This window comes from Candidatus Clostridium eludens, from assembly GCF_045310515.1.
GTDB classification, from domain to species: Bacteria; Bacillota; Clostridia; order Clostridiales; family Clostridiaceae; genus Clostridium_B; species Clostridium_B eludens.
In genome coordinates, this window is record NZ_JBJHZX010000002.1 from 49,076 (window position 1) to 72,740 (window position 23,665).

General features: G+C 33.0%; 20 protein-coding genes and 2 pseudogenes. 7 read left to right on the forward strand and 15 right to left on the reverse strand.

Features of this window, described 5'->3' with window-relative positions:
* Positions 1-214: 214 nt before the first annotated feature.
* The 7 genes and pseudogenes from ACJDU8_RS01670 to ACJDU8_RS01700 all read right to left on the reverse strand — a co-directional run bounded on the left by ACJDU8_RS01670 (position 215) and on the right by ACJDU8_RS01700 (position 3,929).
* Positions 215-433, reverse strand: a complete 219-nt coding sequence (locus tag ACJDU8_RS01670) for a DUF2922 domain-containing protein (RefSeq protein WP_406790412.1) — start codon at positions 431-433, stop codon at positions 215-217.
* A gap of 139 nt (positions 434-572) precedes the next feature.
* The gene (locus ACJDU8_RS01675; protein WP_406790413.1) at positions 573-797 is read right to left on the reverse strand and encodes a DUF1659 domain-containing protein; all 225 of its coding nucleotides are present in this window, start codon (positions 795-797) and stop codon (positions 573-575) included.
* Positions 798-898: 101 nt separating this feature from the next.
* Positions 899-1,434: pseudogene (locus ACJDU8_RS01680) on the reverse strand (CpsD/CapB family tyrosine-protein kinase).
* Between the two features lie 46 nt (positions 1,435-1,480).
* The gene (locus ACJDU8_RS01685) at positions 1,481-2,053 is read right to left on the reverse strand and encodes a tyrosine-protein phosphatase (RefSeq protein WP_406790414.1); all 573 of its coding nucleotides are present in this window, start codon (positions 2,051-2,053) and stop codon (positions 1,481-1,483) included.
* A 170-nt stretch (positions 2,054-2,223) separates the two neighbouring features.
* On the reverse strand, positions 2,224-2,448 hold the full coding sequence (locus ACJDU8_RS01690; RefSeq protein WP_406790415.1) for a GNVR domain-containing protein: 225 nt from the start codon (positions 2,446-2,448) through the stop codon (positions 2,224-2,226).
* Positions 2,449-2,501: 53 nt separating this feature from the next.
* The gene (locus tag ACJDU8_RS01695) at positions 2,502-2,864 is read right to left on the reverse strand and encodes a YveK family protein (protein ID WP_406790416.1); all 363 of its coding nucleotides are present in this window, start codon (positions 2,862-2,864) and stop codon (positions 2,502-2,504) included.
* 27 nt (positions 2,865-2,891) lie between these two features.
* Positions 2,892-3,929, reverse strand: coding sequence for a DUF2140 domain-containing protein (locus tag ACJDU8_RS01700; RefSeq protein WP_406790417.1), 1,038 nt, complete (start codon positions 3,927-3,929; stop codon positions 2,892-2,894).
* Positions 3,930-4,230: 301 nt separating this feature from the next.
* On the opposite strand from ACJDU8_RS01700, the gene ACJDU8_RS01705 reads away from it, so the two are divergent.
* Positions 4,231-5,787, forward strand: coding sequence for a cell wall-binding repeat-containing protein (locus ACJDU8_RS01705; protein ID WP_406790418.1), 1,557 nt, complete (start codon positions 4,231-4,233; stop codon positions 5,785-5,787).
* Between the two features lie 75 nt (positions 5,788-5,862).
* On the opposite strand, the gene ACJDU8_RS01710 is transcribed toward ACJDU8_RS01705, so the two are convergent.
* On the reverse strand, positions 5,863-6,813 hold the full coding sequence (locus ACJDU8_RS01710) for a hypothetical protein (RefSeq protein ID WP_406790419.1): 951 nt from the start codon (positions 6,811-6,813) through the stop codon (positions 5,863-5,865).
* Between the two features lie 167 nt (positions 6,814-6,980).
* On the opposite strand from ACJDU8_RS01710, the gene ACJDU8_RS01715 reads away from it, so the two are divergent.
* Entirely contained in the window at positions 6,981-7,364 is a 384-nt protein-coding gene (locus ACJDU8_RS01715; RefSeq protein WP_406790420.1) for a NusG domain II-containing protein, read from the forward strand.
* Between the two features lie 111 nt (positions 7,365-7,475).
* Here ACJDU8_RS01715 and ACJDU8_RS01720 read toward each other — a convergent pair whose 3' ends face one another.
* Positions 7,476-8,537, reverse strand: coding sequence for a PocR ligand-binding domain-containing protein (locus ACJDU8_RS01720; RefSeq protein WP_406790421.1), 1,062 nt, complete (start codon positions 8,535-8,537; stop codon positions 7,476-7,478).
* A 497-nt stretch (positions 8,538-9,034) separates the two neighbouring features.
* Here ACJDU8_RS01720 and ACJDU8_RS01725 point away from each other — a divergent pair, with 497 nt between their 5' ends.
* Positions 9,035-11,038 carry an oxidoreductase gene (locus ACJDU8_RS01725; RefSeq protein WP_406790573.1) on the forward strand — a complete coding sequence of 668 codons (2,004 nt, stop codon included), beginning with the start codon at positions 9,035-9,037 and terminating at the stop codon, positions 11,036-11,038.
* 70 nt (positions 11,039-11,108) lie between these two features.
* Here the strand turns inward: ACJDU8_RS01725 and ACJDU8_RS01730 are convergent, their stop codons facing one another.
* Positions 11,109-11,729, reverse strand: a complete 621-nt coding sequence (locus ACJDU8_RS01730) for a DUF975 family protein (protein ID WP_406790422.1) — start codon at positions 11,727-11,729, stop codon at positions 11,109-11,111.
* Positions 11,730-13,249: 1,520 nt separating this feature from the next.
* Between ACJDU8_RS01730 and ACJDU8_RS01735 the strand changes: the two are divergent.
* From ACJDU8_RS01735 to ACJDU8_RS01745, 3 genes and pseudogenes are all read left to right on the forward strand, one after another.
* Positions 13,250-13,871, forward strand: a pseudogene (locus ACJDU8_RS01735) (IS607 family transposase).
* On the forward strand, positions 13,864-14,973 hold the full coding sequence (locus tag ACJDU8_RS01740) for an RNA-guided endonuclease InsQ/TnpB family protein (RefSeq protein WP_406790574.1): 1,110 nt from the start codon (positions 13,864-13,866) through the stop codon (positions 14,971-14,973). The pseudogene ACJDU8_RS01735 and the gene ACJDU8_RS01740 overlap by 8 nt, the downstream one beginning before the upstream one ends.
* Positions 14,974-15,130: 157 nt before the next feature.
* Positions 15,131-16,588 carry a cell wall-binding repeat-containing protein gene (locus ACJDU8_RS01745; protein ID WP_406790423.1) on the forward strand — a complete coding sequence of 486 codons (1,458 nt, stop codon included), beginning with the start codon at positions 15,131-15,133 and terminating at the stop codon, positions 16,586-16,588.
* 54 nt (positions 16,589-16,642) lie between these two features.
* Here the strand turns inward: ACJDU8_RS01745 and ACJDU8_RS01750 are convergent, their stop codons facing one another.
* The 3 genes from ACJDU8_RS01750 to ACJDU8_RS01760 all read right to left on the reverse strand — a co-directional run bounded on the left by ACJDU8_RS01750 (position 16,643) and on the right by ACJDU8_RS01760 (position 19,996).
* Positions 16,643-17,521 (reverse strand): SLAP domain-containing protein, encoded by an 879-nt coding sequence (locus tag ACJDU8_RS01750; RefSeq protein WP_406790424.1) that lies wholly within the window; start codon positions 17,519-17,521, stop codon positions 16,643-16,645.
* Between the two features lie 155 nt (positions 17,522-17,676).
* Complete coding sequence (locus ACJDU8_RS01755) at positions 17,677-18,873, reverse strand: TolC family protein (protein WP_406790425.1); 1,197 nt, start codon at positions 18,871-18,873, stop codon at positions 17,677-17,679.
* A gap of 16 nt (positions 18,874-18,889) precedes the next feature.
* A complete protein-coding gene (locus ACJDU8_RS01760) occupies positions 18,890-19,996 on the reverse strand; it encodes a TolC family protein (protein WP_406790426.1) in 1,107 nt (368 codons plus the stop codon).
* Positions 19,997-20,514: 518 nt separating this feature from the next.
* Here ACJDU8_RS01760 and ACJDU8_RS01765 point away from each other — a divergent pair.
* Positions 20,515-20,904 carry a hypothetical protein gene (locus ACJDU8_RS01765; RefSeq protein WP_406790427.1) on the forward strand — a complete coding sequence of 130 codons (390 nt, stop codon included), beginning with the start codon at positions 20,515-20,517 and terminating at the stop codon, positions 20,902-20,904.
* 114 nt (positions 20,905-21,018) lie between these two features.
* Here ACJDU8_RS01765 and ACJDU8_RS01770 read toward each other — a convergent pair whose 3' ends face one another.
* The gene (locus tag ACJDU8_RS01770; RefSeq protein WP_406790428.1) at positions 21,019-21,360 is read right to left on the reverse strand and encodes a hypothetical protein; all 342 of its coding nucleotides are present in this window, start codon (positions 21,358-21,360) and stop codon (positions 21,019-21,021) included.
* A gap of 121 nt (positions 21,361-21,481) precedes the next feature.
* The gene (locus ACJDU8_RS01775; protein ID WP_406790429.1) at positions 21,482-23,506 is read right to left on the reverse strand and encodes a cell wall-binding repeat-containing protein; all 2,025 of its coding nucleotides are present in this window, start codon (positions 23,504-23,506) and stop codon (positions 21,482-21,484) included.
* Positions 23,507-23,665 lie beyond the last annotated feature (159 nt).

Sequence of the window (23,665 nt, forward strand, 5' to 3'; positions counted from 1 at the left end):
TATTCTGTGAATTCTTTAGTAATTTTGCATTTAATTATTTATTCGTCTTCTAATATTGTATTATAAATTGCAATTCTTGTGCATATTTATTCAATAGACAATTGACAATTGGGAAGGATTTTCCTCATCCATGCTTCAGAAAATCTATATTATAGATTTTTCGTAGAAAAATCCTCCTTCACTGTCAATCGTCAATTGTCAATTATCAATTGTATTATTTAACTTCAAGTTCCGTAGTTGAACTTTCCAATATATGCGCTGAATCTACAGCTCGTAAATCTCCATTCTTTGAGGTAAATATATTTTTTGCAATAATAGTTTCCATGGCAATTTTTACTTCCTGCTCCGTTACATTGTCTTTCACATTAGAAACTCTTATAGAAGCCTTTTTGCCCTCTTCAGTTAAGAAACTCATAACTAATGCCTTACTCATATTTTTCACCACCCTCTTAAATTTAGAATCCAAAGTTTAAAGTTCAAATTTCAAATTTCAAATTCGGTAGATTTTCGGTTCATACCGAAAATCCTCATCCACTTTTCACTCTTAATTCTTAACTCTTAACTTTTCTAGTTTAAACATTTGTTATGGCACTTTCATCCTGTCTTACAATTTCATCTATGGTCTTTCCAAGAAGCTTTTCTATTTCCTTGGCAACATCGTAAATATCCTGAATAGGAGCAGTTATCTTTACATTTGAAAAACTCTCCTTTTTGATTATTTCTTTTCCCTGCGCATCCAGGCCGTCCTTGTAGCTTAATACTATAGAAGTTTCCAGTAAAGTTGAAGTTGCAGCCATTTAAATCCTCTCCCTTCACATAGTATATATGCAGTTTTTTAAAAATAGGCAAAAATAAAAAAGGTAAATACAGTGAAGTCTTTACCTTTTTGCACACACAATTATTTCTTTTTGCTTCTCTTCTTATGATTAATAGTTTTACGGTCTTCGTTATTATAGTAGTATTGATATTAATAACCATAATAGCCCTTTTCTCTTATTTCCAGTTTATTCAAAATAATACCCAATATATTGGCATTTACCTTCAGCAAAAGTTCCGAGGGATTTGGTGATCTTGTACCTGAAGTTAAAATATTTAAATTTTCCATTACAGTTTCTTGAACGGCTTCTTCAAATTTGACTCTTCCTACTAAAACATCAGATAATCCTTTTTCATTGGAAATAAAAAAGATTTTGTGTAACCGCAGCTTCCTCTCGTCACAGTCCACTAAAATGGTTTTGGCACCTGATTCTGCCATAACTACTGCCAAATTAGAACAAACGGCAGATTTTTCCTCTTCCGGACCGGAACTTGTAAGTACAATGGTCTGTATTTTTTATCAAAAAAAGAAAATTGAATATTGGTTCTCAAAGTTCTATAAGCTTCTGCAATAGGAACTTTAGGACTTTTTACGGTAACAATATTGGGTTTCTCCATTATCTTCACTCCATTTATATTTTAAATAATAACACTCTTACCTTTTTTAAAATTCAAATATACCGCTGTTTATTAAAATTTCTGCAGTACTTTTTACTTTTTTCCAAAAAATCCCTTTTATGCTTCCCGTATCTATTTGTAACAAACATCTTTCATCTAAAAACTCATTTATTTTAGAAGGCTTGTCTATAATATGCCTATACCTTTCAGGATGGGCTAAAATTGGACGTATTCCTATAACTTGAAGTTCATACACAATGTCTAAAGCATCCTTTGGCAGCACTGTCATAGGAAACTCTATGAGCATATAATCAGTTCCTTCAATACATTCTATTTTCCCTAATTTATAATTCTTAGGGGTATACTTGTCTAAAAATACTTCCTGACCCAAACCAATATCTACATCTATATTTTCTTCCTTTGCTAAAATTTTTACCTGCTGACCTAACTTCATTATGTCCTCATAACTATTTTCATAGTATCCCCTATAAAAATGTGGAGTTGCCACTATGGTTTTGATTCCATCCGATTCTGCAAGCTTAAGCATTTTCAGGGTTTCATCCATGGATTTTGAACCATCATCTACCCCCGGAAGTATGTGGCTATGTATATCTATCATAGTTTCACACCTTCCCTTCAAAGAACAAATATCAATCGCTAAATATCAACTATTGATGATTTTTCTACGAAAAATCTTCCTTCACTGTTCTTTATTCTTTGCTAATTGTTTTTTTATCTAAACTTCTCCCTTAGGTATTATGCCTATTACAGGCATATCTAAATACCTTGCTACATCTTCTTCTGTCTTATGGTATTGTCCATATATTCCAACATAAAAGAAAAGCCTATAGAAGCCATTAATCCAACAAAAAATGCTATGATCATATTCAATACTTTTTTAGGCTTTATAGGTTTGTCCGGAAACTGTGCCTTATCCATAACCTGTATATCTCCTCCCGTAGGGAATACCCTTTTAGATTCAGATATAAAAGAGTCCGATACTGCATTTACCATATTTACAGCCTCTTTAGGATCTTTGCTTTGCTCTGTCCTGTTATTTGTAAAATCTAGGTATTTTCTTGTGGTGTTGCAGAAATGTTCTTTTTAAGCTGCTCAACTCCTATAGTACCCTTTAGCTTATTACTTGTATTTTCCATAACAGTATTGGAAGATGCAATTTTAGCATAGGTTTTTACTAAATTTTGATACATCATTACATCATTATATTGGGATTGGGAACTGCTTTTATCATCACTTTTAGGCTTCCCCACAATTATAGTGGTACTTGCCTCGTAGGTAGGTTTTATTATGAAAAAACTTAAAATACCTGCCACCAAGATACACACCACTGTGACTATTGCAATAAGCATTCTTCTCTTTTTTAATATATAATAAAAGTCTCTAAGATCCATGGTTATTTCTTCTTCCATCTTATACCTTTCTCCCTTTATTTTTAATTAATTTCCTATCATATTTGCCAGTACGCTTACCTGAGAGGTGTCTACATTTGAAAATACAGCAGCCTTTAATCCTGCTTTTTCGGTTTGAGATAACTGTTTATAGGCAGCCTTAACACTGCTTTCCTCTGAGTATGGATTATAAGATGGGTCACTCATATTGCTTACAACCGATATCATCTGCAATATAACTGCCTTTTGTGCCCCGGTACTGACAGAAGCTGAAGCTGCATTTAACCCGCTGATTACTTTACTAAGCACCTGCTGCTTTTCACCAGAAACTGAATTAGCTGTACTGATACCATTGTTAGCTTTCTCTGTACCATTTTCATTTGCTTTAGAGACATTACTTCCATTATTGATTTTCGTAGATGAATTTGATTCCTTTATACTAGAAGAATTTCCTATAAAGTTTTTTATAGAGCTAAGTTTTCCCTTCAGCATGTCTTCAATGTTAAACTTTCTTTTTTCCAGTGTAACCAGAAGCTTTCCATTTTTCACGCTTACAGCAGTAATGCCTATGGGAAGTTCTTTAATATTGACTACTATGGAGCCCCCTTCAACAGCTGCCCCATTTTTTAACTTTTGGCTTAATTTTTTTAAAATATAGGATTTAGGTAGGGTTACCTTACCTGCTTTAAAATAATCAGGGGTATATTTGATTTTGCTATTTTCAAGAGAAATGCCACCCTGAGACCATAAAAATAAATTTATTCCTTTATAGCTGACAGGTGCATAAAACCTTATGCTGTCATCTTCAAGTTCTGCCTCTACTGATTTTACTGTCACATCGCCTTTTCTATATTCCTTAAAGTACAGTGCTACAATCTGATTTACCTCATCTTTTGTAAGTTCTGCAGTACTACCTTCACTCTGGGCTTTCATTATTTTGTCAAAGAGCTGTACTGAAAATTTATACTCAGGTGAGGTGTAGGATGAGTTCCAGAAAATGCGGTTTACAAAAATTCCCGCTATCAAAGCTAAAAGTATAATTATGAGTAAAATTACATTTCTTTTACTTTTTATTAATTTTTTCATATCTTTTCTCTCCAAAATTCTAAGACCATGTTTTAGCATTGTCTAGATTATTATAGATATTATGAAATTTATAGCTGCCAGGATAGACCCTGAAAGAATATCTCTTGATTATCTTAGTTAAATATATCATAAAGATTTTGTAAAATCAATGCAACCTTCATGGCAATTCCTCTAATTAACATTAATAGCTTGCAATTAATTAATATTCTAAAAAAAACAAATTTCTACATTTTGCTTGTATAGTTTTTTTTATATTCATGATAAAATTTAAATATATGCTTTATAAGGGAGATGTAAATTGATGGAAAAAATAATAGGAGCAGCTGCTGCTGCGGCCATGGTATTTTGTATATCCAATACAGCCTATGCCAAAACTACTTACAACGTAACAAGATTTGCAGGTTTAGACAGATATGAAACTTCTGCAAAAATTGCAAACAACTTTGAAGGTGAAACCTTGCAGAACATAATACTTGCCAGCGGAAAAGATTTTGCAGATGCACTGGGGGGAAGTGTTCTGTCTAAAAAGCATAATGCCCCAATACTTTTGTTAAATGACAATGTAAATGATAACTCCGATGCCATAGAATACATAAAAAATCATCTGGATAAAAATGGGGCTATCTACGCTCTAGGTGGCACTGCCTCCATAAGTGATGAGCTTTTAGATTACATAAAGCAGCTAGGATATACCAATATTACAAGGCTTGGGGGACAAAATAGATTTGACACCAATAAATCCGTAGTTAATTCCATGAATGTTGAAAAAGGGACTCCCATTGTTATTGCAAACGGATGGGGATTTGCAGATGCCTTAAGTATATCCAGCGCAGCTGCATCAAAGGGATATCCTATATTTATGACAGATGATGCTGCCCTTCCAGAGGAGACTAAAAGCCTTATTTCAAGCATTAATCCCGAACAGGTTTACATAATAGGTGGACAAGGTTCAGTAAAAGATAACGTAATAAGCCAACTGAAATCTTTAGTACCTTCTTTAAATGACAACAGCATAATAAGAGTGTGGGGACAGGACAGATATGAAACTTCACTAAATATATGTAAATATTTTGATTTAAGTGCAGATACAGCAGTACTAGCCAGCGGTGCCGACTTTCCTGATGCATTATCTGGAAGTGCCCTGGCTTCCAAGTTAAATGCACCTGTAATCCTTACAGATGGCAGTGATATATCCAATCAAAAGATTTTTATGGATGAAAAGGCATATAAAAATATATTTATTTTAGGCGGCATAGCTTCCATAGATTTACCTGTGGAGTATTTATTAAAGGCTCCCTCCGATGTATCACAACTTGAAAAGGACTATATAAATAATTTGAAAAATTACTGTGAGTCCTACAAAAGTAAAAGCAACACTTCTTCAAGCCAGTTGGCCCAGGTATATACCAATGCCACGAACATAATGACGAACCTGAATTCTGCTTCCAGTATTGATGAAATATCTGAGGATCTTAAACAATTAATTCAATCATTTCAGCAGGGCAGTTCCTATCTGTCTGTTTATAAAAACGACCTGACTTCACTAAGGGATGAGGTATCAAATCTTTCAATACCTGAGGGACTGGAAACTTTAAATAAACAGTATTTAGACAGTATAAATGCTGAAATCGAAGCTGTAAATACATCTTTAAATTATACAAATCAGTGCACGGATATACTTACTTCTCTTAAGGATGCAGTGGATAATTCAGATATAGATAAAATGGATACAGAGGCTAGTAAACTTCAGGATCTTAGCAAAGATGCAGAAAGTAATTTGGATATTGCAAATAAAGATAATGGAATAGACAGTTTGTATACCCAAATTACAACTTCTTTAAATAACTTAGGACAGTAATTTAAAAAGCCTTTTTCCCTGATTAGGAAAAGGGCTTTTTTAAAATTACAATAAAAACCACTTGATAATAAAGTTCTAATAGCCTATACAAGATGAACAAGGAGAGCCTTCTCTAAGGGGTGAGCTCTTTATATAAAAATCATACTCATCAACAATGTATTCATCAAGAAATCTATGGTGAATGCCGCTTGTAAACTTTACCTTGTTTTTATAAAATTCTATATTTAAGGGTACAACCTCCATGAAATTTTCATCAATTACACTTGGTTTTAATAAAGGTTTATATAATTTTTTTTCTCCTTTTCTACTGATGACTTCTATAGTATCTGTGGAAGTTATCAATGATTCCACCCTGCCCTCATTAGAAAATTTCACAGAATTGGAATCTCCATGAATACCTATAGCTTCAGTATCATAGGCCATTATAGTACCTATTTTAGTAGAGACAGGCGTAGGCTTTGAAGGTTCAAAAGATTTAAGTTCACCATCTTCATAAAAAGATGCCCCTATACGCACATATACATTTCCTAAGGGAGAGTTTAGTTTAACATTATTTTTATTCCAAAAAGTAATACTCTTTATACTTCCATTTTCATAAAAACGTACTGCAATAACTTTTTCCTTCAATTTTTCTATAGAAACATCAAGTTCTATTTCCTCTGCCAGATTATATTCATCTTCCTCGGACCAGTAACCTGTTATTTTTCCATTTAGAGGAAAAATTCTCTTTATACTTCCATTTTCATAAAATGTGATAAATTCAGCAGGTAATATACCAATAGGAGTATTAACATCAGTTTGTTTTTCAAGATAAACTTTTTTTAAATTTCCGTTATTATAGAAAGCAATAGAAGGAATATGTTTACTCCTCTCTTCGCCATATTCGTATTTAGGTATCAAAAGTCCATAAGGAGTTTCTAGTTTATTCAAATTATCTAATGTACATTCCTTTATACTGCCATCTTCATAGTACTTTACATAATTTAAGCTTTTTAAAGTTCCATACTTAGTATTTATATGCTCCATCATTTCCCTCCCAACTTTAATTTAACATAATTATACCCCTTTATAGTTTTCTTGCAATATATTTTTAAGTTGTTCTTTTATTTACACCATTATAACGTTGTAAATGTATTTATAATGTAGTAAAATTCCTTATATAATTACTTATTAATACAAAGGAGCAGAGTTAAATGAAAAAAGGAGATAAGTTGGCCGCATTACTTATAATTGCATTGCTTGTTATAAGCACGGCAGGAGTTTTCATATATAAGAGCTACATAGAAGGTTCCAGTAAAATTGCCGTTATAAAACAAAATGGCACAGTTATAAAAACTATTAACTTAAACTCCATTAAAGACAATGAGGAGTTCATTATAAAATATGATGGAAATCATTTTAATAAAATCAGAGTAGAAAAAGGCAGAATTTCTATTATAGATGCAGACTGTCCTGATAAAATATGTGTAAAAACCGGATGGATATCAAATCCCGGACAAAATATTGTATGTCTTCCTCATAAACTTATAATAAGTATAGAAGGCAAAAATTCAAATTATGACGATATTACAAGATAAGATATATTATAGGCATCTTTGGCTTGCTATTTATTTTCAGATACCTTAAAGCATAACAGTTTTTTCTGTTATGCTTTTTTGATATAATGGTATATATTGAAAAGATGTGAATTATACACTTACAATACTGCTTAATTCTTCTACCAACCCTGAAAGCTCTTCTATATTACCGGTGACTTCCTCTATGGAAGATGACTGATGTTCTGTAGTTTCCATGGTAGACTTTGATTCATCCAGTGCCTTGGTAACAGCTGATTGAATTTTAGTAGTAAGGGATACAATCTTTTTTGTTGTTTCTTTGGAGTTTTCAGACAGAGTTCTTATTTCACTTGCCACTACTCCAAATCCTCTTCCTGATTCTCCTGCCCTGGCAGCCTCTATAGCTGCATTTAAGCCAAGCATCTTTGTTTTATCGGCTATACTTCTTATAGAATTTAATATATTATTTATATCTACTGATATCTCGTTTATATCATTTATGTTTTGTGCAAGCATATGCTGGTTGTTTGTTACGTTAACTGAAGATACTGCCAGTTCCTCCATTGTAGCAGATATCTGACTAAAACTATTATTAAGTACTTGAGCTATTGAAGTAAGTTTATCCTGAGATTCTGAGTCATGTTTGATTTGTTCATAGCCAATTTTTGATAGATAATTTGCTACAACATATAAAAGTTCCGCAGCAGCCTTTACATTTTTTTCTTCTATAATTTTAATTTTATTCAATGCTTCTATGTATTTATCCTCATCCATTCCTATTTCTTTTGCAGTTTTTCTAAATTCTAGTTCTATAGGTTTGGCATATAATATTTGTCCACCTAAAATGGTACCTATGGACTTTCCTTCTATAATAATAGGTGCTGCAAAATCTATAAGCCCTGCATGACATTTATATATGTATGGCTTTCCTGACCTAGTAGCTTCTTCTCCACCCTTTTTATGAGACTTTGCACATCTGTCATCACCTATTTTAGTGGAATGGGTATACTCACAAAAGCTTGTATAAGAACTTGGCTTTGTTACAGGATTACCATCTTTGTCTACAGTTACACTGGCAATATTCATGCTTTCTGCAAAATTATCCTGAAACTTTTGAAGCATATTAATATCAAGTACATCCTTAATCTCCAGTACACTTAAATCCAGCTCTCCTCCCTTTAGTCTTCTAATCATAAGCAACTCCTCCTCCTAAATAATAATAATTAAGATTCATTAAAATAAGTCCTATAACTATACTTTGTGATAATAATTAATAATGATTATATATTTAAATAAAATATTCTTCAAGACTTTTATGGTTAACTTACTATTAAATTTATATAAAGGATACTATTACCAAATAAGTTTAAGAATAACTAAATAACATAAGGTACTATAAGTATATTTGAACTAAATAGTGGAAAATATAAAATTAAGTAATTATTTGCCGCTATATATTGATTTCTTCGTATATCAAGTGATTCTTAGGTTCAGATGGAGTTTGCTCATGAGAAATGCTTTTCTCCACCTGAACCTTAGAAGAACTTATCCAGGCGCGTAGCAGTGCTTATCCCCCACTTTGAAGAAGCTGGGGGTGTTAGCAATGGTAGCGTTCGGATAAAACACAATATATTGTATTTCAAGAAGCTGAATAATTACACAATTAAAATACATAGGAGGCATAAATGAATATGAACAATAGATCCTTGTTTGAATCCATTAAAATAGGTAAAGTAGAAATAAAAAACAAGATATCAATGGCACCTATGGGAGCCTTTGGGCTTGTAGATAATGAAGGATGTTATAACCAAAGAGCTATTGACTATTATGTAGAAAGAGCTAAGGGAGGAACAGGACTTATAATAACGAGTATTACCAAAGTAGAAAATGAAATTGATAAAATTGTACCTGGAGTAATTCCCGTTATTTCAACTAATCCAGGAAGATTTTTAATGACATCCTCGGAAATGACAGAAAGAGTTCACGCCTATGGTTCAAAGATATTTTTACAGCTTACAATGGGTTTCGGAAGAACCGGTGCCCCAGGTGCTCTTTTAACTTCGCAGCCTGTTTCCGCCTCAGATATTCCAAATTATTGGGATCCTACGGTTACCTGCAGGGCGCTTACTACTTCAGAAGTAGAATGGATAGTTACAAAATTCATTGGAGGTGCCGAAATTGCACATAAGGCAGGATTCGATGGTGTAGAAATACATGCGGTACATGAAGGATATCTGCTAGATCAGTTTACGCTGTCCATATTCAATAGAAGGACAGATAAATACGGAGGAGATTTAAGGGGAAGGCTTCAGCTTCCAATAGAAATAGTTCAGGGGATAAAAGCCAAGTTAGGAGATGACTTCCCCGTGGGATTAAGGTACAGTGTAAAAAGCTGTATCAAGGATTGGAGGCAGGGGGGGCTTCCAGATGAGGATTATGTGGAAAAAGGCCGTGATTTAGAGGAAGGACTTGAAGCCGCAAAAATTCTTGAAGCCGCAGGATATGATGAACTAAACACAGATTTAGGTACATATGATGCATGGTATTGGTCCCATCCCCCTCTTTATCAAAAAGATGGTTTATATCTTCCATATACCAAAGAACTCAAAAGAGTTGTTAAAGTCCCTATTATAGTTGCAGGAAAACTTGGGATGCCGGAATATGCTGAGAAAGCCCTGGATGATGAAGCTGCGGATATGATCGGACTTGGAAGACCTCTTCTTTGTGATGCATACTGGCCTAAAAAAGTTCTCACAAATCAATCTGAAAGAATTCGTCCCTGCATTGGATGCCATACAGGATGTCTGGGAAGAGGATTTCAAGGAAAACCTCTAAGCTGTACAGTAAATCCTGCTGCAGGAAGAGAAGCCTATTATGAAGCAAAACCTGCTGCTGTATCAAAGAAAGTAATGATTATAGGCGGCGGAATTGCAGGAATGGAAGTAGCCAGAATAACAACTATGAGAGGTCATAAGGTTACTCTCTATGAAGAAACAGAAAATCTTGGGGGTGAACTCATTCCTGGCTCAGTTCCTGACTTCAAACTGGATGACAGGCGGCTGCTTCAATGGTATAAAAATGAGATGAAAGAACTAAAAGTTAAAGTATCTTTAAATACAAAGGTTACAGAAGAACTTGTGAATACAGAAAATCCCGAGGTTGTTATTGTAGCCACTGGTGCAAACGATATTAAAATAAACCTGCCTGGCATAGAAAAAGGCAAAGTTGCAACGGCAGTTGAGATTTTAAATGGGCAAAAGGAATGCGGAAGCCATGTACTTATAGTAGGGGGAGGACTTGTGGGCTGCGAAACTGCCCTTCATCTTACAGAGCAGGGCAAAAAAGTTACAATAGTAGAAGTAAGAGACAACATATTAGATACCGGTAAACCAATTCCTCACATGAACAGAATAATGCTTATTGATCTTCTCAAAAAGTACAATGTAAAAATTATTACTGAAAATTCCTTACTTGAAGTTACCGATGATGGCGCAGTGCTTATTGATAAAAAATTTAAAAAGACAAATATATCTGCTGACACTATAGTAATTGCAGCTGGCTTTAAATCCAATAAGGAATTATATGATAGACTTAAAGATAAAATAGTTGACTTATATGTTGTAGGAGATGCACAGGACACGGGAAATATAAAGGATGCAATCTGGAGCGCCAATGAAATTGGCCTTAATTGCTGATGGAACCTATGCTCCCAACAGCTTTTAAAGTAACAAAGTCGGAAATTCATTTCCGACTTTAACTGCTGTCTTATTGTAATGTAGAAGAATCTAAAGATGAATCCTTTAAATTTTGATAAAAGTTTGCATTTGATGTATTGATATAAGGAGTTAACCACAAGAAACCAATTCCCAAAGTAAGTACGGAAAGTATAACCCAGCCGATAAAACTAAAATGCAGACAAAACAACTTCCATTTATAACCTTTCATCATTTCTTTACTTTTGTTCAGAGCTTCTGATGCCCCTATATCAGGATTGTCATATAGTATATAAAACGACATTGCATATCTGTATATGGCAATTATTCCCGGTATTATGAGAAGTAATGACCAAAGAAATACAAATATTCCTATGAGTATCTGCAATATTATGGCGGAACCTAAATTTTGAAATCCATCAAACAGATTCTCAAATTTGAAATACTCTTTTCTAATTAACTTCATGAAACATGAAATTAATCCTAATGTGAAGGGACCTGAAATTATTATACTTATAACTGGTCCAATATGTGGAATACTTCCAAGTAACCCCGTTATAATACCAAAAACCAGGCACAATAGGAGAACTGTACCCCACTTTCCTTTCAACTGTTCTCTTGCCAGTGCTTTTAATTCAGAATTGCTACGAATGCTATTGCTATCCCCAAGCATACATTAACCTCCTAGAAAGAAATTTTTATCTATAATAAATTTGTCCAATTCTCCTACTATATAATATTCTAATAATTGTAATTAATTCACTCTCTTCAGTAACAATATCATTAAGAAGCGACTCAACTTTACACCACACATACTGGTTTTCAAACATTTAAAGAAGATTATAGTGTGGTAAACAATGCAAATTAATACCAAAGACTTTGTCAGCAAGTATTATCACATCTTTGTTAATAGCAGGTTCACTAATATCTATAAATGTTAAAGCAGCAGCGATAACACCACCAGAAACTGCAAGATTATAATGAAGAAATAGTACTTGATGGTGAATTTGATAATGTAACAATAACTGCTGGAGCTCCGCAGGCTGTTACAGTTACAGGAGAGGGTAATATTCAAAACATTCAAAATAGAAGTACACCTAGAGTAATAAATATAGCAAAAGATGTAGCTGTAACTGGAAGTATTCAGTCCGTTAATAAAAATAATGTTATATCTGAAAATACTAGTCCAACCGGAAAATCGGAAGAAAAACCAACAGGTAGTATGACTGATATAAACTGGTGGTGGAGATACAAATTATAATATCACAAGCTTAGTTTCAGACATTTATGGTGAGAAACTTACTAATCTTATACAAAACAGTTCAGCTTTAGAAGGTAAAATACGTGTTAATACCACTGGGAATCCTATAATTATAATATATTAGATCCTGATTTACAATCATTACAAACTGTATTTAACAATGCTCAACAGTAAAGTTTAGACTTAATTGAGTCCAGATTAACCAAAGCACAGGACTTGATGAACTTACATTCTTCACTAATAAATGTTGATGGTGTGCCATTTAACCAATATCTTGGGCAAGCGAAACAAACTATTTAAATAATGGTAGAACTGATAGTTATATAGATGCAAATGGTAACTTCATCATAGACAATATAGCTACAAGAATAAAAGATACTACAAATCCATTGACATATAGCAAATTTAAGGCTACCTTAGCAGATAGAGTTAAAGCACTGTGTAATAATACTAAACCAACTGTTTCTATATCTGTAGATAATAAAATCTAAAACAGTAACAAAAATAGTAAGAAACGGAACTACTGTATATAACACAGCATCATCAATAGATACAAATATAACCGGACTACTTAGCCTAGGAGACACTACTACAGGAACATATACAATATACTGTGGAAATTACTACTTTAGAGTAACCATACAATAACCGTTAAATTAGATAATTAGTATTAACTAAAAGCTCAGGCAGAAGCCTGAGTTTTTTAGAGTGGATTTATAAATCCAGAAACTATTCTCTATTTAACTAATTCATACTATCTGATATAATTGCTTTGTGAATAAAAATCTATTATTACTTAAAATTATGTCAGGAGGTATAAATAATTATTAAAAATGCAGACAAATATATTTAAAAGTGGTATAACATACTCATAAATTATAGAAAGGAACTTAATTTATGAGTAATTATAAAAACCACAAGAATTTGCTGAAATGATAGGTGTTTCAGTAAAGACACTTCAAAGATGGGATAGAGAAGGAAAACTAAAAGCATATAGAACGCCCTCTGACAGAAGATACTACACACATAAGCAATACGTGGATTATATGGGTGAAGGTAATTCCAAAAACGGTAGAACAATTATATATGCAAGAGTATCAACTTCTAATCAAAAAGATGACCTTGAAAATCAAGTTGAGTTTCTCAAACAATACGCCAATGCAAAAGGGATTATAGTTGATGAAATATTTGTGGATATTGGAAGTGGACTTAATTATGATCGAAAAAAATGGAATAAGTTATTAGAAGATTGTATGTTAGATTCAATAAAAACAATAATCGTCTCGCATAAAGATAGGTTCATTAGATTTGCTTACAAATGGTTTGAAAGGTTTTTAGAATTAAACGGAGTTGAGATTGCAGTTGTAAATAACGAAAGTTTATCACCGCCTGATGAATTGGTTCAAGATTTAATTAGTATAATACACGTATTTAGTTGTAGAATCTACGGATTAAGAAAATATAAGAAAAAAATAAGAGAGGATGAGAAAGTATGCTCAAAGGCTTCAAAACAGAAATCTATCCCGCAGAAGAACAAAGACATATAATCCATAGAACTATTGGTGTGAGTAGATTTATATATAACTTTTACCTAGCACACAATAGAGAAGTCTATGGAAAAGAAAAGGAATTTGTTTCAGGAATGGATTTTTCTAAATGGTTAAACAATGCGTTTATACCTAATAATCCAGATAAAGCATGGATTAAAGAAGTATCTTCTAAATCTACAAAACAAGCAATTATGAATGGAGAAAAAGCATTTAAGAAATTCTTCAAGGGTGAAAGTGGTTTTCCTAGGTTCAAGAAAAAGAAGAATCAAGACGTTAAAGCTTACTTCCCTAAGAACAATAAAAGTGACTGGACTATTGAAAGGCATAGAGTTAAAATACCAACTCTTAAATGGGTTAGATTAAAAGAAAAAGGATACATTCCTGTAAATGCAACCGTTAAGAGTGGAACTGTTAGTTATAAAGCAGGGAGATATTATGTATCAGTTTTAGTTGAATTACCTGAGTATAATGATTATTCCGATACCATCAATCAAGGGATAGGAATCGACTTAGGGCTTAAGGGTTTGGCTATATGTAGTAATGGTAAGACATATAAAAATATGAACAAAACCAAAAGAGTAAAGAAGTTAGAAAAATCATTAAAAAGACAACAACGAAAACTTTCAAGGAAATATGAAAGTTTAAAGAAAAATAAAAGAAAAGGAGGGACTGCTACTAGACAAAATATCCAAAAACAAATAGTTAAGGTACAAAAACTTCATCAAAAATTATCTAATATAAGACAAGACTATACTCGTAAAGTTATATCTGAAATAGTTAAGCAAAAACCAAGCTATATAACTATAGAGGATTTAGCAGTATCCAATATGATGAAGAATAAACATCTTTCAAAAGCAGTAGCACAGCAAAACCTAAGTGGATTTAGAAAAATATTAACCTATAAATGCAATTGGTTAAACATAGAACTTAGAATAGTTGATAGATTTTATCCAAGCAGTAAAACATGCCATAACTGTGGACATATAAATAAAAATTTAAAACTTTCAGATAGGGTTTATATATGCCCCAAATGTGGATATATAGGAGATAGAGACTATAATGCTAGTTTAAATTTGAAAGATTGTGAAATATACAAAATCGCATAATCAAGCGAATGTATATATGTACCCAAGGCTATTTGGGGAATTAACGACTGTGGAGTGCTATACAAACTGGAGTAGCTTAGGCAAAACAGGGTACGTTGAAGCAGTAAAAATCTTGACATTGGTATATTTGTCCATATTTTAAGTAGCAGATGTTATAGTGAAAAATACTCATAAACACTCAAAAATTATTATTACATTAGTTCTGTCATTTTGTATAACCTCAACATGGTTTATTAAACCTGTAATGGCTGATTCAACAAGTACAACAGAAAATAACTCCGTTAGTTCTGATGTAACTAACTCGGATGCTACTAATTCTAATATAACTAGTACTGACATTAAAACACTCAGTGAAATGACCTTTGATCAACTAACTGCAGCTGCACAGCCCATGCCTGATAATGCCATTACAAATTCGATAATAGGTGACAATAATGATATGGTACTAAATAGCCAGCAGTTCATTCCCCAGGACGGAAACATATATTATATAAGCAGCACTTTTATTGATCCTATTACTGCAAACTACAACACTCCCCGTAAGTCCACCACTATCACCTATTACAAATTTTTAAATACAGAGCCCGGAAGGTATCCTTTTGTTAACTACACCTCATACTACTGGGAATTTAAAGATGGTGTACTATACGCTAATGGTACAACCACTGAAAGTGTAAATAATGAAACCTTATATAAACAGTTATCAGGTGGACTGCCATATATTCCTGCAGTAGATACCTTTCAACACAAGAGGCTATCCACAATGTTTGATATGGCAGAAGAAATAAATCCCGATAAACTTAATAATGTAGTAATAACATCGGGAACATCCTTTGCAGATGCATTATCTGGAACAGTACTGGCCTCAAAGCTTAAAGCTCCTATTTTCTTTATGAATACTAAGGATGATACCAATGTTTACGATTATGTAAATGATAATCTTAAAAAAGGCGGAACAGTATATATTTTAGGAAAAGAAGGTGCAATTAGTTCAGTGATTGAAAATAAATTCACCCAATATGGATTTACTGCAAGTAGACTTGGTGGAACTGACAGATATGACACCTGTAGTCAGATCAATAATCAGTTAAATATATCAAAGGGCACTCCTGTCATTATTGTAAGCGGAGAAAACTTCCCTGATGCGTTGAGTATCAGTAGTGTCGCAGCTTGTAAAGGCTACCCAATATTATTAACTCAATCTAATAGTATTCCACAGCAGACCATTAGTCAGCTTAACAAAATAAACCCTTCAAGGATATATGTTATAGGTGGACCTGGAGTAATTTCCGATAATATTTTCAGCACATTAAAAAATTATTCCAGTTATGTATCTAGAATCTTCGGTACTGACAGGTATGAAACCTCACTAAATATATGCAAAAGTTTTAACTTTAATAACAGTTCATCAATAGTACTTGCAACGGGTACAGATTTCAAAGATGCCCTGGCCGGAAGCACAGTAGCTGCAAAATATGACTCTCCTATACTTCTTATAAATAGCGACACTACAAAAGTTAAAGAATATCTTAAAAGCAGCAGTTACAAAAGCTTAATAATTCTGGGAGACACAAGTACAATAAGTACTGATACTGAAAATGATCTGGCAAAGTAAAATCTATTTGTAATAAATTTAAATAAACATCATAATGGATTTCATTTTGTTCATTTAAGCACGAAATATAAGTTCCCAGTTGCTTAGATCCATTTTTTGATTAAACCGGATTTCAGTTTCACATTTTAGGTTAAAAAACTTAGCTTCTCCCGGATTTACTTTAAAATCATGTACATCAAATATAGCAGAAAACACCCTATTGCCTTCTTCATTTTTTATAGTAACTGGTAATTTTTCTATACCTAGAGGCTTATCAAAACCATTTCTGATTACAATGGATGCGATAAGTTCTCCATTTTCATTTATACCAATATTAAATTTAGATAAATCATACCTGCCTTTTTCTATCTTAGGAAGACTTTTTAAAAAGTCATTCAAAACTTGAGAAGTTTTCTCCGATAATGTATCCGGCAGCTCTCCATATTTAAAATTCTCATATTCTACTGTTTCTACATTATCAAATACAATATGCCAATCATCCGAAGATATTTTATCTACATGGACATTAGCTTTATCAAAATTCAGCTTATATGGTCTTGCAGTATGAGGCGGTAAGACTCCTATATCCTGCATATTAAAAATTTGTGCTGCAAGAATTTCATTTTTAGAATTTAGAATAACAAATGGTACTTTATCAAAATCTACGTTTCTTTCCATTCCATTTCTAAGAAACACTTGCACTTCTAAATAATCTCCCATATCAAAAGTATATGAACCTACAATATCAATTTCTCCTTTATTTATTGGCGGGAAACTATTAAGTTCATCTAAAAGTGTCTCCCTCTTCAAATCAGATATCATGCTTTTCTCGGCTTCACTCAAAGAAAGTTCCAATTTAACAATATCCTTTTTCATATTTATATACTTATCCTCAATATCCTGGTTTTCATCTAACTTTTTATTTCCAAATTCAGCTTTTATAATCCTAGACATTAGATTTTCCCTCCATGCTTCATAAATTTATTACTAATTAGCATTATACTTTTTATTATTCCTATTTTCAAATGTTTTAGATTTCCATTTTACAATAGGTGCATTATTAACAACAACCTGGCTCCATTAAATTCCAGGCCAGGTTATATACAAATTTATTGTTCTTCCAAACTGTTTTGAACGTTAGTTACAGAAACCATATATGAAATTATATCCTGCTGCAGTGTATTCTTGGCTTGAGAAAGCTGAAGCTGTGCATTTAATAACTCTAGATAAGTTATTCTTCCAGAATTATAATTTGCCTGTGCAGTATCTACACTTATCTGAGCTGCCTCAACACTTAACTTGTCAGCTTCTACAGTATTCTCCAAAGACTTTAAAGCATTATATTGAGTCATAAGCTGGACCTCTATGGAATTTGGCATTTGGTTCAGCTGATTCTGCTTATCTTCAATGCTTACTTCTGTATCATCTTTCTGGGAATCTGAATATTCCTTATAAATACTATATTCAATTTGTGTATTTTCAATATCCTGCTTTAATGCTTGCATACTATAACTGTTTTGTATTGCAGTTTGTATTTTTCCTTCAATATCTGTATCATCAAATTTCACATAGTCCATAGGTTTTGAAGTAAGCGTTAGTTCAGTATTAAGATCAATTCCCAAATCATTTTTAAGAGAAATCATTGAAGATTGTATTCCATTCTTCGCCGAGTTAAGGCTTGCCTGGTATTGTGCCATTGTAGCTTTATCCTGCTCAATATCGGAAGCCTTGTCTACTCCCACCTTGATCTTGGCATTTATTAAATCCATATCCTTTTGCAAATTGGATATTTCCTCACTTATGTAATCCACATTCATCTGTGCCGCAAGTATATTTTCATACTCACTGGTTACTGATACCTTAGCATTTTTTAAATCAATTTCCCTCTGATGCTTTTCATTATTTAAGTTATATAAAGCAACAGGAGCATTTAATTTTAGAGTTTTTGCGTCATCTTCTACCATAGAGCTGCCGGCGGTTTCCTTCAGAGACTGTTGGTTAGCTAGATCTTCCTGATATTGCTTGTCCAAAATTTCTATGTACCTATCATCAAGTACTATAGTATTATAACCCTTTTCTACACGATTGAGTGCATCTTCCAGGGAAAGACTTAAGTTTGAAGGAGTGGTAGAAGTAGAAGAAGATGTGCTGCTTTCATCTGCACCACTGCTTGTGGAGGTATTACTGGTTGTTATACTTGAACTTGCCCCAGAACCACTGCCAGAATCATCTGCGCATACGTACATAGGCATCAAAAGTGAAACTGTCATTCCCAGTACTATAGGAGTAATAAACTTCTTTTTCATATAATCACCTCTTAAATTAATTTAGTGAAGGTCCGATGTCACTGGCATAGTTCATCTTGGTTTGCTGCAGCCATGCGTCCAATTGAGCATTTTTAAGATTTATCTGTGCCTGAGCTTTTTTAATTTCAGCATTCTCAAACTGGTTTAGCGTAATCATAGAATTACTGTACTGTGTTTTTGCCGATTCGTAGTTAGCTTCTGCAAGATCATAATAAGCCTGCTGACTTTCTATAGCCTTCATATATCCTTCAAGGGTCCTATACCCCTTACTAATTTCTAACTGAATATTTATTTTAGATTCATCTAATTTGTTTTGAGAATTATCAATATCATACTGGGTTTTCTGAAGGTAAAACTCATAATCACTATACCTATCATATTGTTCATAGTAAAGTTCTTTTTTCTTGGCATCCAGCGTATTCTGTGCATTGACTACTTCTCCTCTATTTAGCAGTGCACCCTTTATGTAGTTGTCCAAAGTTCGATTATCCTTAGCAGGTACTATGTCTTTATCAATTAACGTAGTATACCTTTTTGCTATATCTTCCCCCATTGCCAGGTTAACAGCCATATAAGCCGAATCCAGACTATTTTGAAGGCTATTTAACTGATAGGTAGACTGTAAATACTTTATTTCAGTCAGCCTGGCATCATTTTTTGACATTAAACCATTAGCTAATTGTAACTGGGTATTTTTATTATCCTGTTCCAAATTGTCATTTAATTGTTTCTGAATATTTACTGCATAGTTTGCTTTCAAAAGTTCTATGTATTTAGAATACGCCTGAAGTCTTACTGAATTGGTGTTAACGCCCTTATTAGTTGTAAATTGTTTAAATGTATTTTCTGCTTCTATGGGGTTAAGTATAATCACTTGTATCAAATTTCCCGCACCACTGGATACAGCACTTTGAGCTGCAGCTTGTGCATCAGTGTACTGCTTATTAGCATTTTTCGTTTTTTCGTCATAAGTTTTAACTGACTGGGAATTATTAATTGTCTCTATTGCAGCCTTTTCAATATCTAGAGTATTTGCAGCGTCATCTTGAGATGCTATAACGTTACTAGCTGAAAGCATCATTAGCCCACTAATAAGGAAAGCCGCTAATTTTTTTTTATTCATTTAACTTCCCCTTTCTTATTTATAGCTTAAAACTTCAATTGAGCCTAGCCCGTTGACTTACTTACCTATTACAATCATTAATATCTAATAGCATTGGCGCAAATTACTAATGCTAATTAAACCTTGTATAAATTATTCACCAATGTCCGCCATAATAATTATTATTTTCCATATGTTTTGCTTAATTTTCATTACACTGATATCACCCCTCCAAAACTTAAGTAATCTTCAATTAAAATATCTTAATTCAAATCACTAGCTTCTATGATACTTATCATAGCATACATGGAATAAGGGTTCAATATTCTCAATCAATTTTACTTGTTACAAAATAAACCAAATAGTAACTTCTGATAAAACGTAATAATTCGGATAAACTTCCTTAAATCCTTAAAATTTCTTCAATAATTCCCTGGAATTAAAATCATGTACACCATGCTCTACGTAACTAGGCTTGATATCACTTGTAAAATATATTAAAATATCTAAAGTTAAAAAAATATTAGTGAGGTGATTTTATGAAAAAATTTTTATCTATTATTACAATAGTTATTATATCAATATCTTTAGCTTCCTGCGGTACTAAGAACGCTAGCAATACTGGCACTAATTCTAAAATAACTTATACAAAAGAATTAACATATTTCCCTTCATATGATGGAATGAAATCAAGCAAATATACTCCACCAAGTAAAAAAAGTCCTTTTGCCACTGCAAGATATACGATTAAAAATACATCTGATAGCAAGGTCTACCAGTATTATGAAGATGCCCTAAAAAAGGACGGCTGGACTATTACTGATGAGAAACAACATTTTGCCATTTCGGCTAAAAAGGATACTCACATGGCAAATATTTTAATTCAAAAATCAGGTAAAGATATACTATTAATTGTCATTTCAAAATAATATACCACTAGCTGAATCGGTGAATTTTGTGAAACCTTACAAAAATACGGTGAAGAGCAAAAGAAAAAAGAGATAATTTTCTTTTTTCTTTTGATTTTTCTATCCACACATAATTTAAGGCATTGTTTTTACATTTATATTTTTATCTTTATAATATGCCTTCAATTGTGCCATGTATTTGTTTATTTTTAAGTATCTATCTTTACTTTGTATACCCTTTTTAAACTTCACTGTTAACATTACGGTGCTGCCATTATGTGTTATATATGCATACTCTAAATCATTACTCTTTAATACCTCATCAACTATGGTCTTATCTGTATCATTTAGCTTTACTCCTTTATACTTCAATATTTGTGTGTTATGCTGATTATATTTTTGATACCCATAGTATCCTCCTACAGCTACTATTATTACTATAATTACTGCTGCTATTATTTTTGTTTGTTTTTTCATTTAGCTCACCTCCTTATCTTGTGCACAATATTTATTATATTACTAATAGCAAACTAATAAAAGACTAAAATCCAGCTCCTCTATTCTTGAATATATCAATAATTAAATGTAATATAACACATTAAGAATTCTTATTAAGCAGTTTTTGTATTACATTATCATTCACTGCTCCTTGAAGTCCAAATATGTAAACATTATTAATTTGTGTAAGCTTTTCATTTATATATTGGGTTGTTACATTTTGCAAATCACTATCATCTACAAGAACTATAGCTGATGAATTCATCGCTGCAAAGGCTGAACCTGAAATAGAATCAGGGAAATCTCGTCCTGAAGCTATGCATATATTGCTAAAATCTATGTCACTTTCAAAAGTCTTTATGATATTAATATTTCTTTCATATTCAGTGCTGCCGACTATTTTTTGAGAATTTGGAAATTTATTTGCTACTGCAGTACTTATTAAATCAGTATCCCCCAGAATATAAGTTTTGCTAAACTTATTCTTACTTATAAATGTGTTTACTGAATCAGGTAATACATCTTTATCTGTAAGTATTATAGGGATTCCCTGTTTTGCAGCTATTGCCGAAGCAGATAATGCATCTGCCCATTGATAACCATTTGTTACTATTATTTCTCCAGTTTCAGCACCTAACTTTTCCGCTATCTTAATTGAAGTTTCATATCGGTCTTTTCCCCCAAATCTTTCTGTAGTAATACCCATTGCATTAAGCTGATTTTCAACTGCTTGTGATACAACCCCAGTGCCCCCAGTTATGAATATATGATTTACCTGCAGCCTTTTAATTTCATTTAATACACTCTCAGGTATGACATCTTTATCTGTAAGTAAAATTGGTGCATTATACTTTTTAGCTAATACAGCAGAACCTAATCCATCGGGAAAATCGTTGCCTGAAGCAAGTACTGCGTAACTAGAAGTTCCCTTCCATCCTGCCTGAGAAATAGCAGCAGAAGTTCCATATCTATCTGCTCCACCAAGTCTTGTAGTCTTCACTGAACTTAAAGGTGCATTATTAACTGTGACGGTACAAGTTGCATTGATGGATCCATCAGCCGTAGTTACCATAATCACCGCAGTTCCTGTACTTACTGCTGTCACTACTCCATTAGCTACCGTGGCTACGTTAGGATTTGATGATACCCAGGTTACAGCTTGGCTTGCTGTGGCTGTGGGATTTACAGTGGATACTAAAGTATCTGTTCCCCCAACTGCTAAAACATCTAAAGTTTTATTTAGACTTATTGTTTGTGCCTGTGTCGTTGTGCTATCTAGATTATTAACAGTGACATTGCAAGTGGCAGAATCACTACCATCTGCAGTTGTTGCTGTAATAACCGCTGTTCCTGGACTCTCTGCAATTAGTACTCCTCCAAATACATTTACTACACTAGGATTAGATGACACCCAGGTTACAACTGGATTTGCTGTAGATGTAGATATTACACTAGCAGTTAAGGTATCTGTTCCTCCAACCGTTAAAACATCAGCTTTCTTATTTAAATCTATTTCTACTAGAGGATTTGTAGCATTAACTGTAACATAGCAGCTTGCAGTATTACTTCCACCAGCAGTGCTTGCTGTAATAACTGCAGTCCCTGAACCTGCTGCATATATATATCCATTACCCACTTGTACTACGGCGGGATTTGATGATGTCCAGGTTACAGACTGGCTTATTGTAGTTGTTGTACTTCCAGTTACTTGGTTTACAGTGGCTACAAGAATATCTGTTCCTCCAACTGTTAAAACATCTGAAGTTTTGTTTAAACTTACTACTGTTACGGGACTAGTAACTGTAACAACACAAGATGCTGTCCCACTAGTAGTAATTGCTGTGATAACTGCGGTTCCTGAATGTACAGCCATTACTACTCCATTAAATACACTCACTATACTAGAATTCGAGGACACCCAAGTCACTACCTCACCTGCTGCAGCTGCTGAATTTATTGTGGCTACTAAGGTGTCTGTTTGTCCAACTGTTAGAACATCTGAAGTTTTATTTAGACTTATTGATGCAGCATTATTCACTGTGCTAGCAAATATCTGTACATTCGTAGATAGTACTAAAAAAAACATAATAAAACAGATGACATTAATCGAATGTGTTCTTTTCATTAAAATTCCCCCAATATCATACATAATAATCAATTTCATTAACTTTTATATTAACATAAAATACTACATAATTAAACTAATATAACCATACTTGGTAGTTATGTTTATATTAATTTATCCCTATAAACTTCCCTTGTATATACAATACTTAAATTTTAG

Excerpts from the sequence above, each read along its gene's own strand:
- ACJDU8_RS01670 (WP_406790412.1), bottom strand. The coding sequence starts at position 433 with ATGAGTAAGGCATTAGTTATGAGTTTCTTAACTGAAGAGGGCAAAAAG.
- ACJDU8_RS01675 (WP_406790413.1), bottom strand. The coding sequence starts at position 797 with ATGGCTGCAACTTCAACTTTACTGGAAACTTCTATAGTATTAAGCTAC.
- ACJDU8_RS01685 (WP_406790414.1), bottom strand. The coding sequence starts at position 2,053 with ATGATAGATATACATAGCCACATACTTCCGGGGGTAGATGATGGTTCA.
- ACJDU8_RS01690 (WP_406790415.1), bottom strand. The coding sequence starts at position 2,448 with ATGGTAAATGCAGTATCGGACTCTTTTATATCTGAATCTAAAAGGGTA.
- ACJDU8_RS01695 (WP_406790416.1), bottom strand. The coding sequence starts at position 2,864 with ATGGAAGAAGAAATAACCATGGATCTTAGAGACTTTTATTATATATTA.
- ACJDU8_RS01700 (WP_406790417.1), bottom strand. The coding sequence starts at position 3,929 with ATGAAAAAATTAATAAAAAGTAAAAGAAATGTAATTTTACTCATAATT.
- ACJDU8_RS01705 (WP_406790418.1), top strand. The coding sequence starts at position 4,231 with ATGGAAAAAATAATAGGAGCAGCTGCTGCTGCGGCCATGGTATTTTGT.
- ACJDU8_RS01710 (WP_406790419.1), bottom strand. The coding sequence starts at position 6,813 with ATGGAGCATATAAATACTAAGTATGGAACTTTAAAAAGCTTAAATTAT.
- ACJDU8_RS01715 (WP_406790420.1), top strand. The coding sequence starts at position 6,981 with ATGAAAAAAGGAGATAAGTTGGCCGCATTACTTATAATTGCATTGCTT.
- ACJDU8_RS01720 (WP_406790421.1), bottom strand. The coding sequence starts at position 8,537 with ATGATTAGAAGACTAAAGGGAGGAGAGCTGGATTTAAGTGTACTGGAG.
- ACJDU8_RS01725 (WP_406790573.1), top strand. The coding sequence starts at position 9,035 with ATGAACAATAGATCCTTGTTTGAATCCATTAAAATAGGTAAAGTAGAA.
- ACJDU8_RS01730 (WP_406790422.1), bottom strand. The coding sequence starts at position 11,729 with ATGCTTGGGGATAGCAATAGCATTCGTAGCAATTCTGAATTAAAAGCA.
- ACJDU8_RS01750 (WP_406790424.1), bottom strand. The coding sequence starts at position 17,521 with ATGTCTAGGATTATAAAAGCTGAATTTGGAAATAAAAAGTTAGATGAA.
- ACJDU8_RS01755 (WP_406790425.1), bottom strand. The coding sequence starts at position 18,873 with ATGAAAAAGAAGTTTATTACTCCTATAGTACTGGGAATGACAGTTTCA.
- ACJDU8_RS01760 (WP_406790426.1), bottom strand. The coding sequence starts at position 19,996 with ATGAATAAAAAAAAATTAGCGGCTTTCCTTATTAGTGGGCTAATGATG.
- ACJDU8_RS01765 (WP_406790427.1), top strand. The coding sequence starts at position 20,515 with ATGAAAAAATTTTTATCTATTATTACAATAGTTATTATATCAATATCT.
- ACJDU8_RS01770 (WP_406790428.1), bottom strand. The coding sequence starts at position 21,360 with ATGAAAAAACAAACAAAAATAATAGCAGCAGTAATTATAGTAATAATA.
- ACJDU8_RS01775 (WP_406790429.1), bottom strand. The coding sequence starts at position 23,506 with ATGAAAAGAACACATTCGATTAATGTCATCTGTTTTATTATGTTTTTT.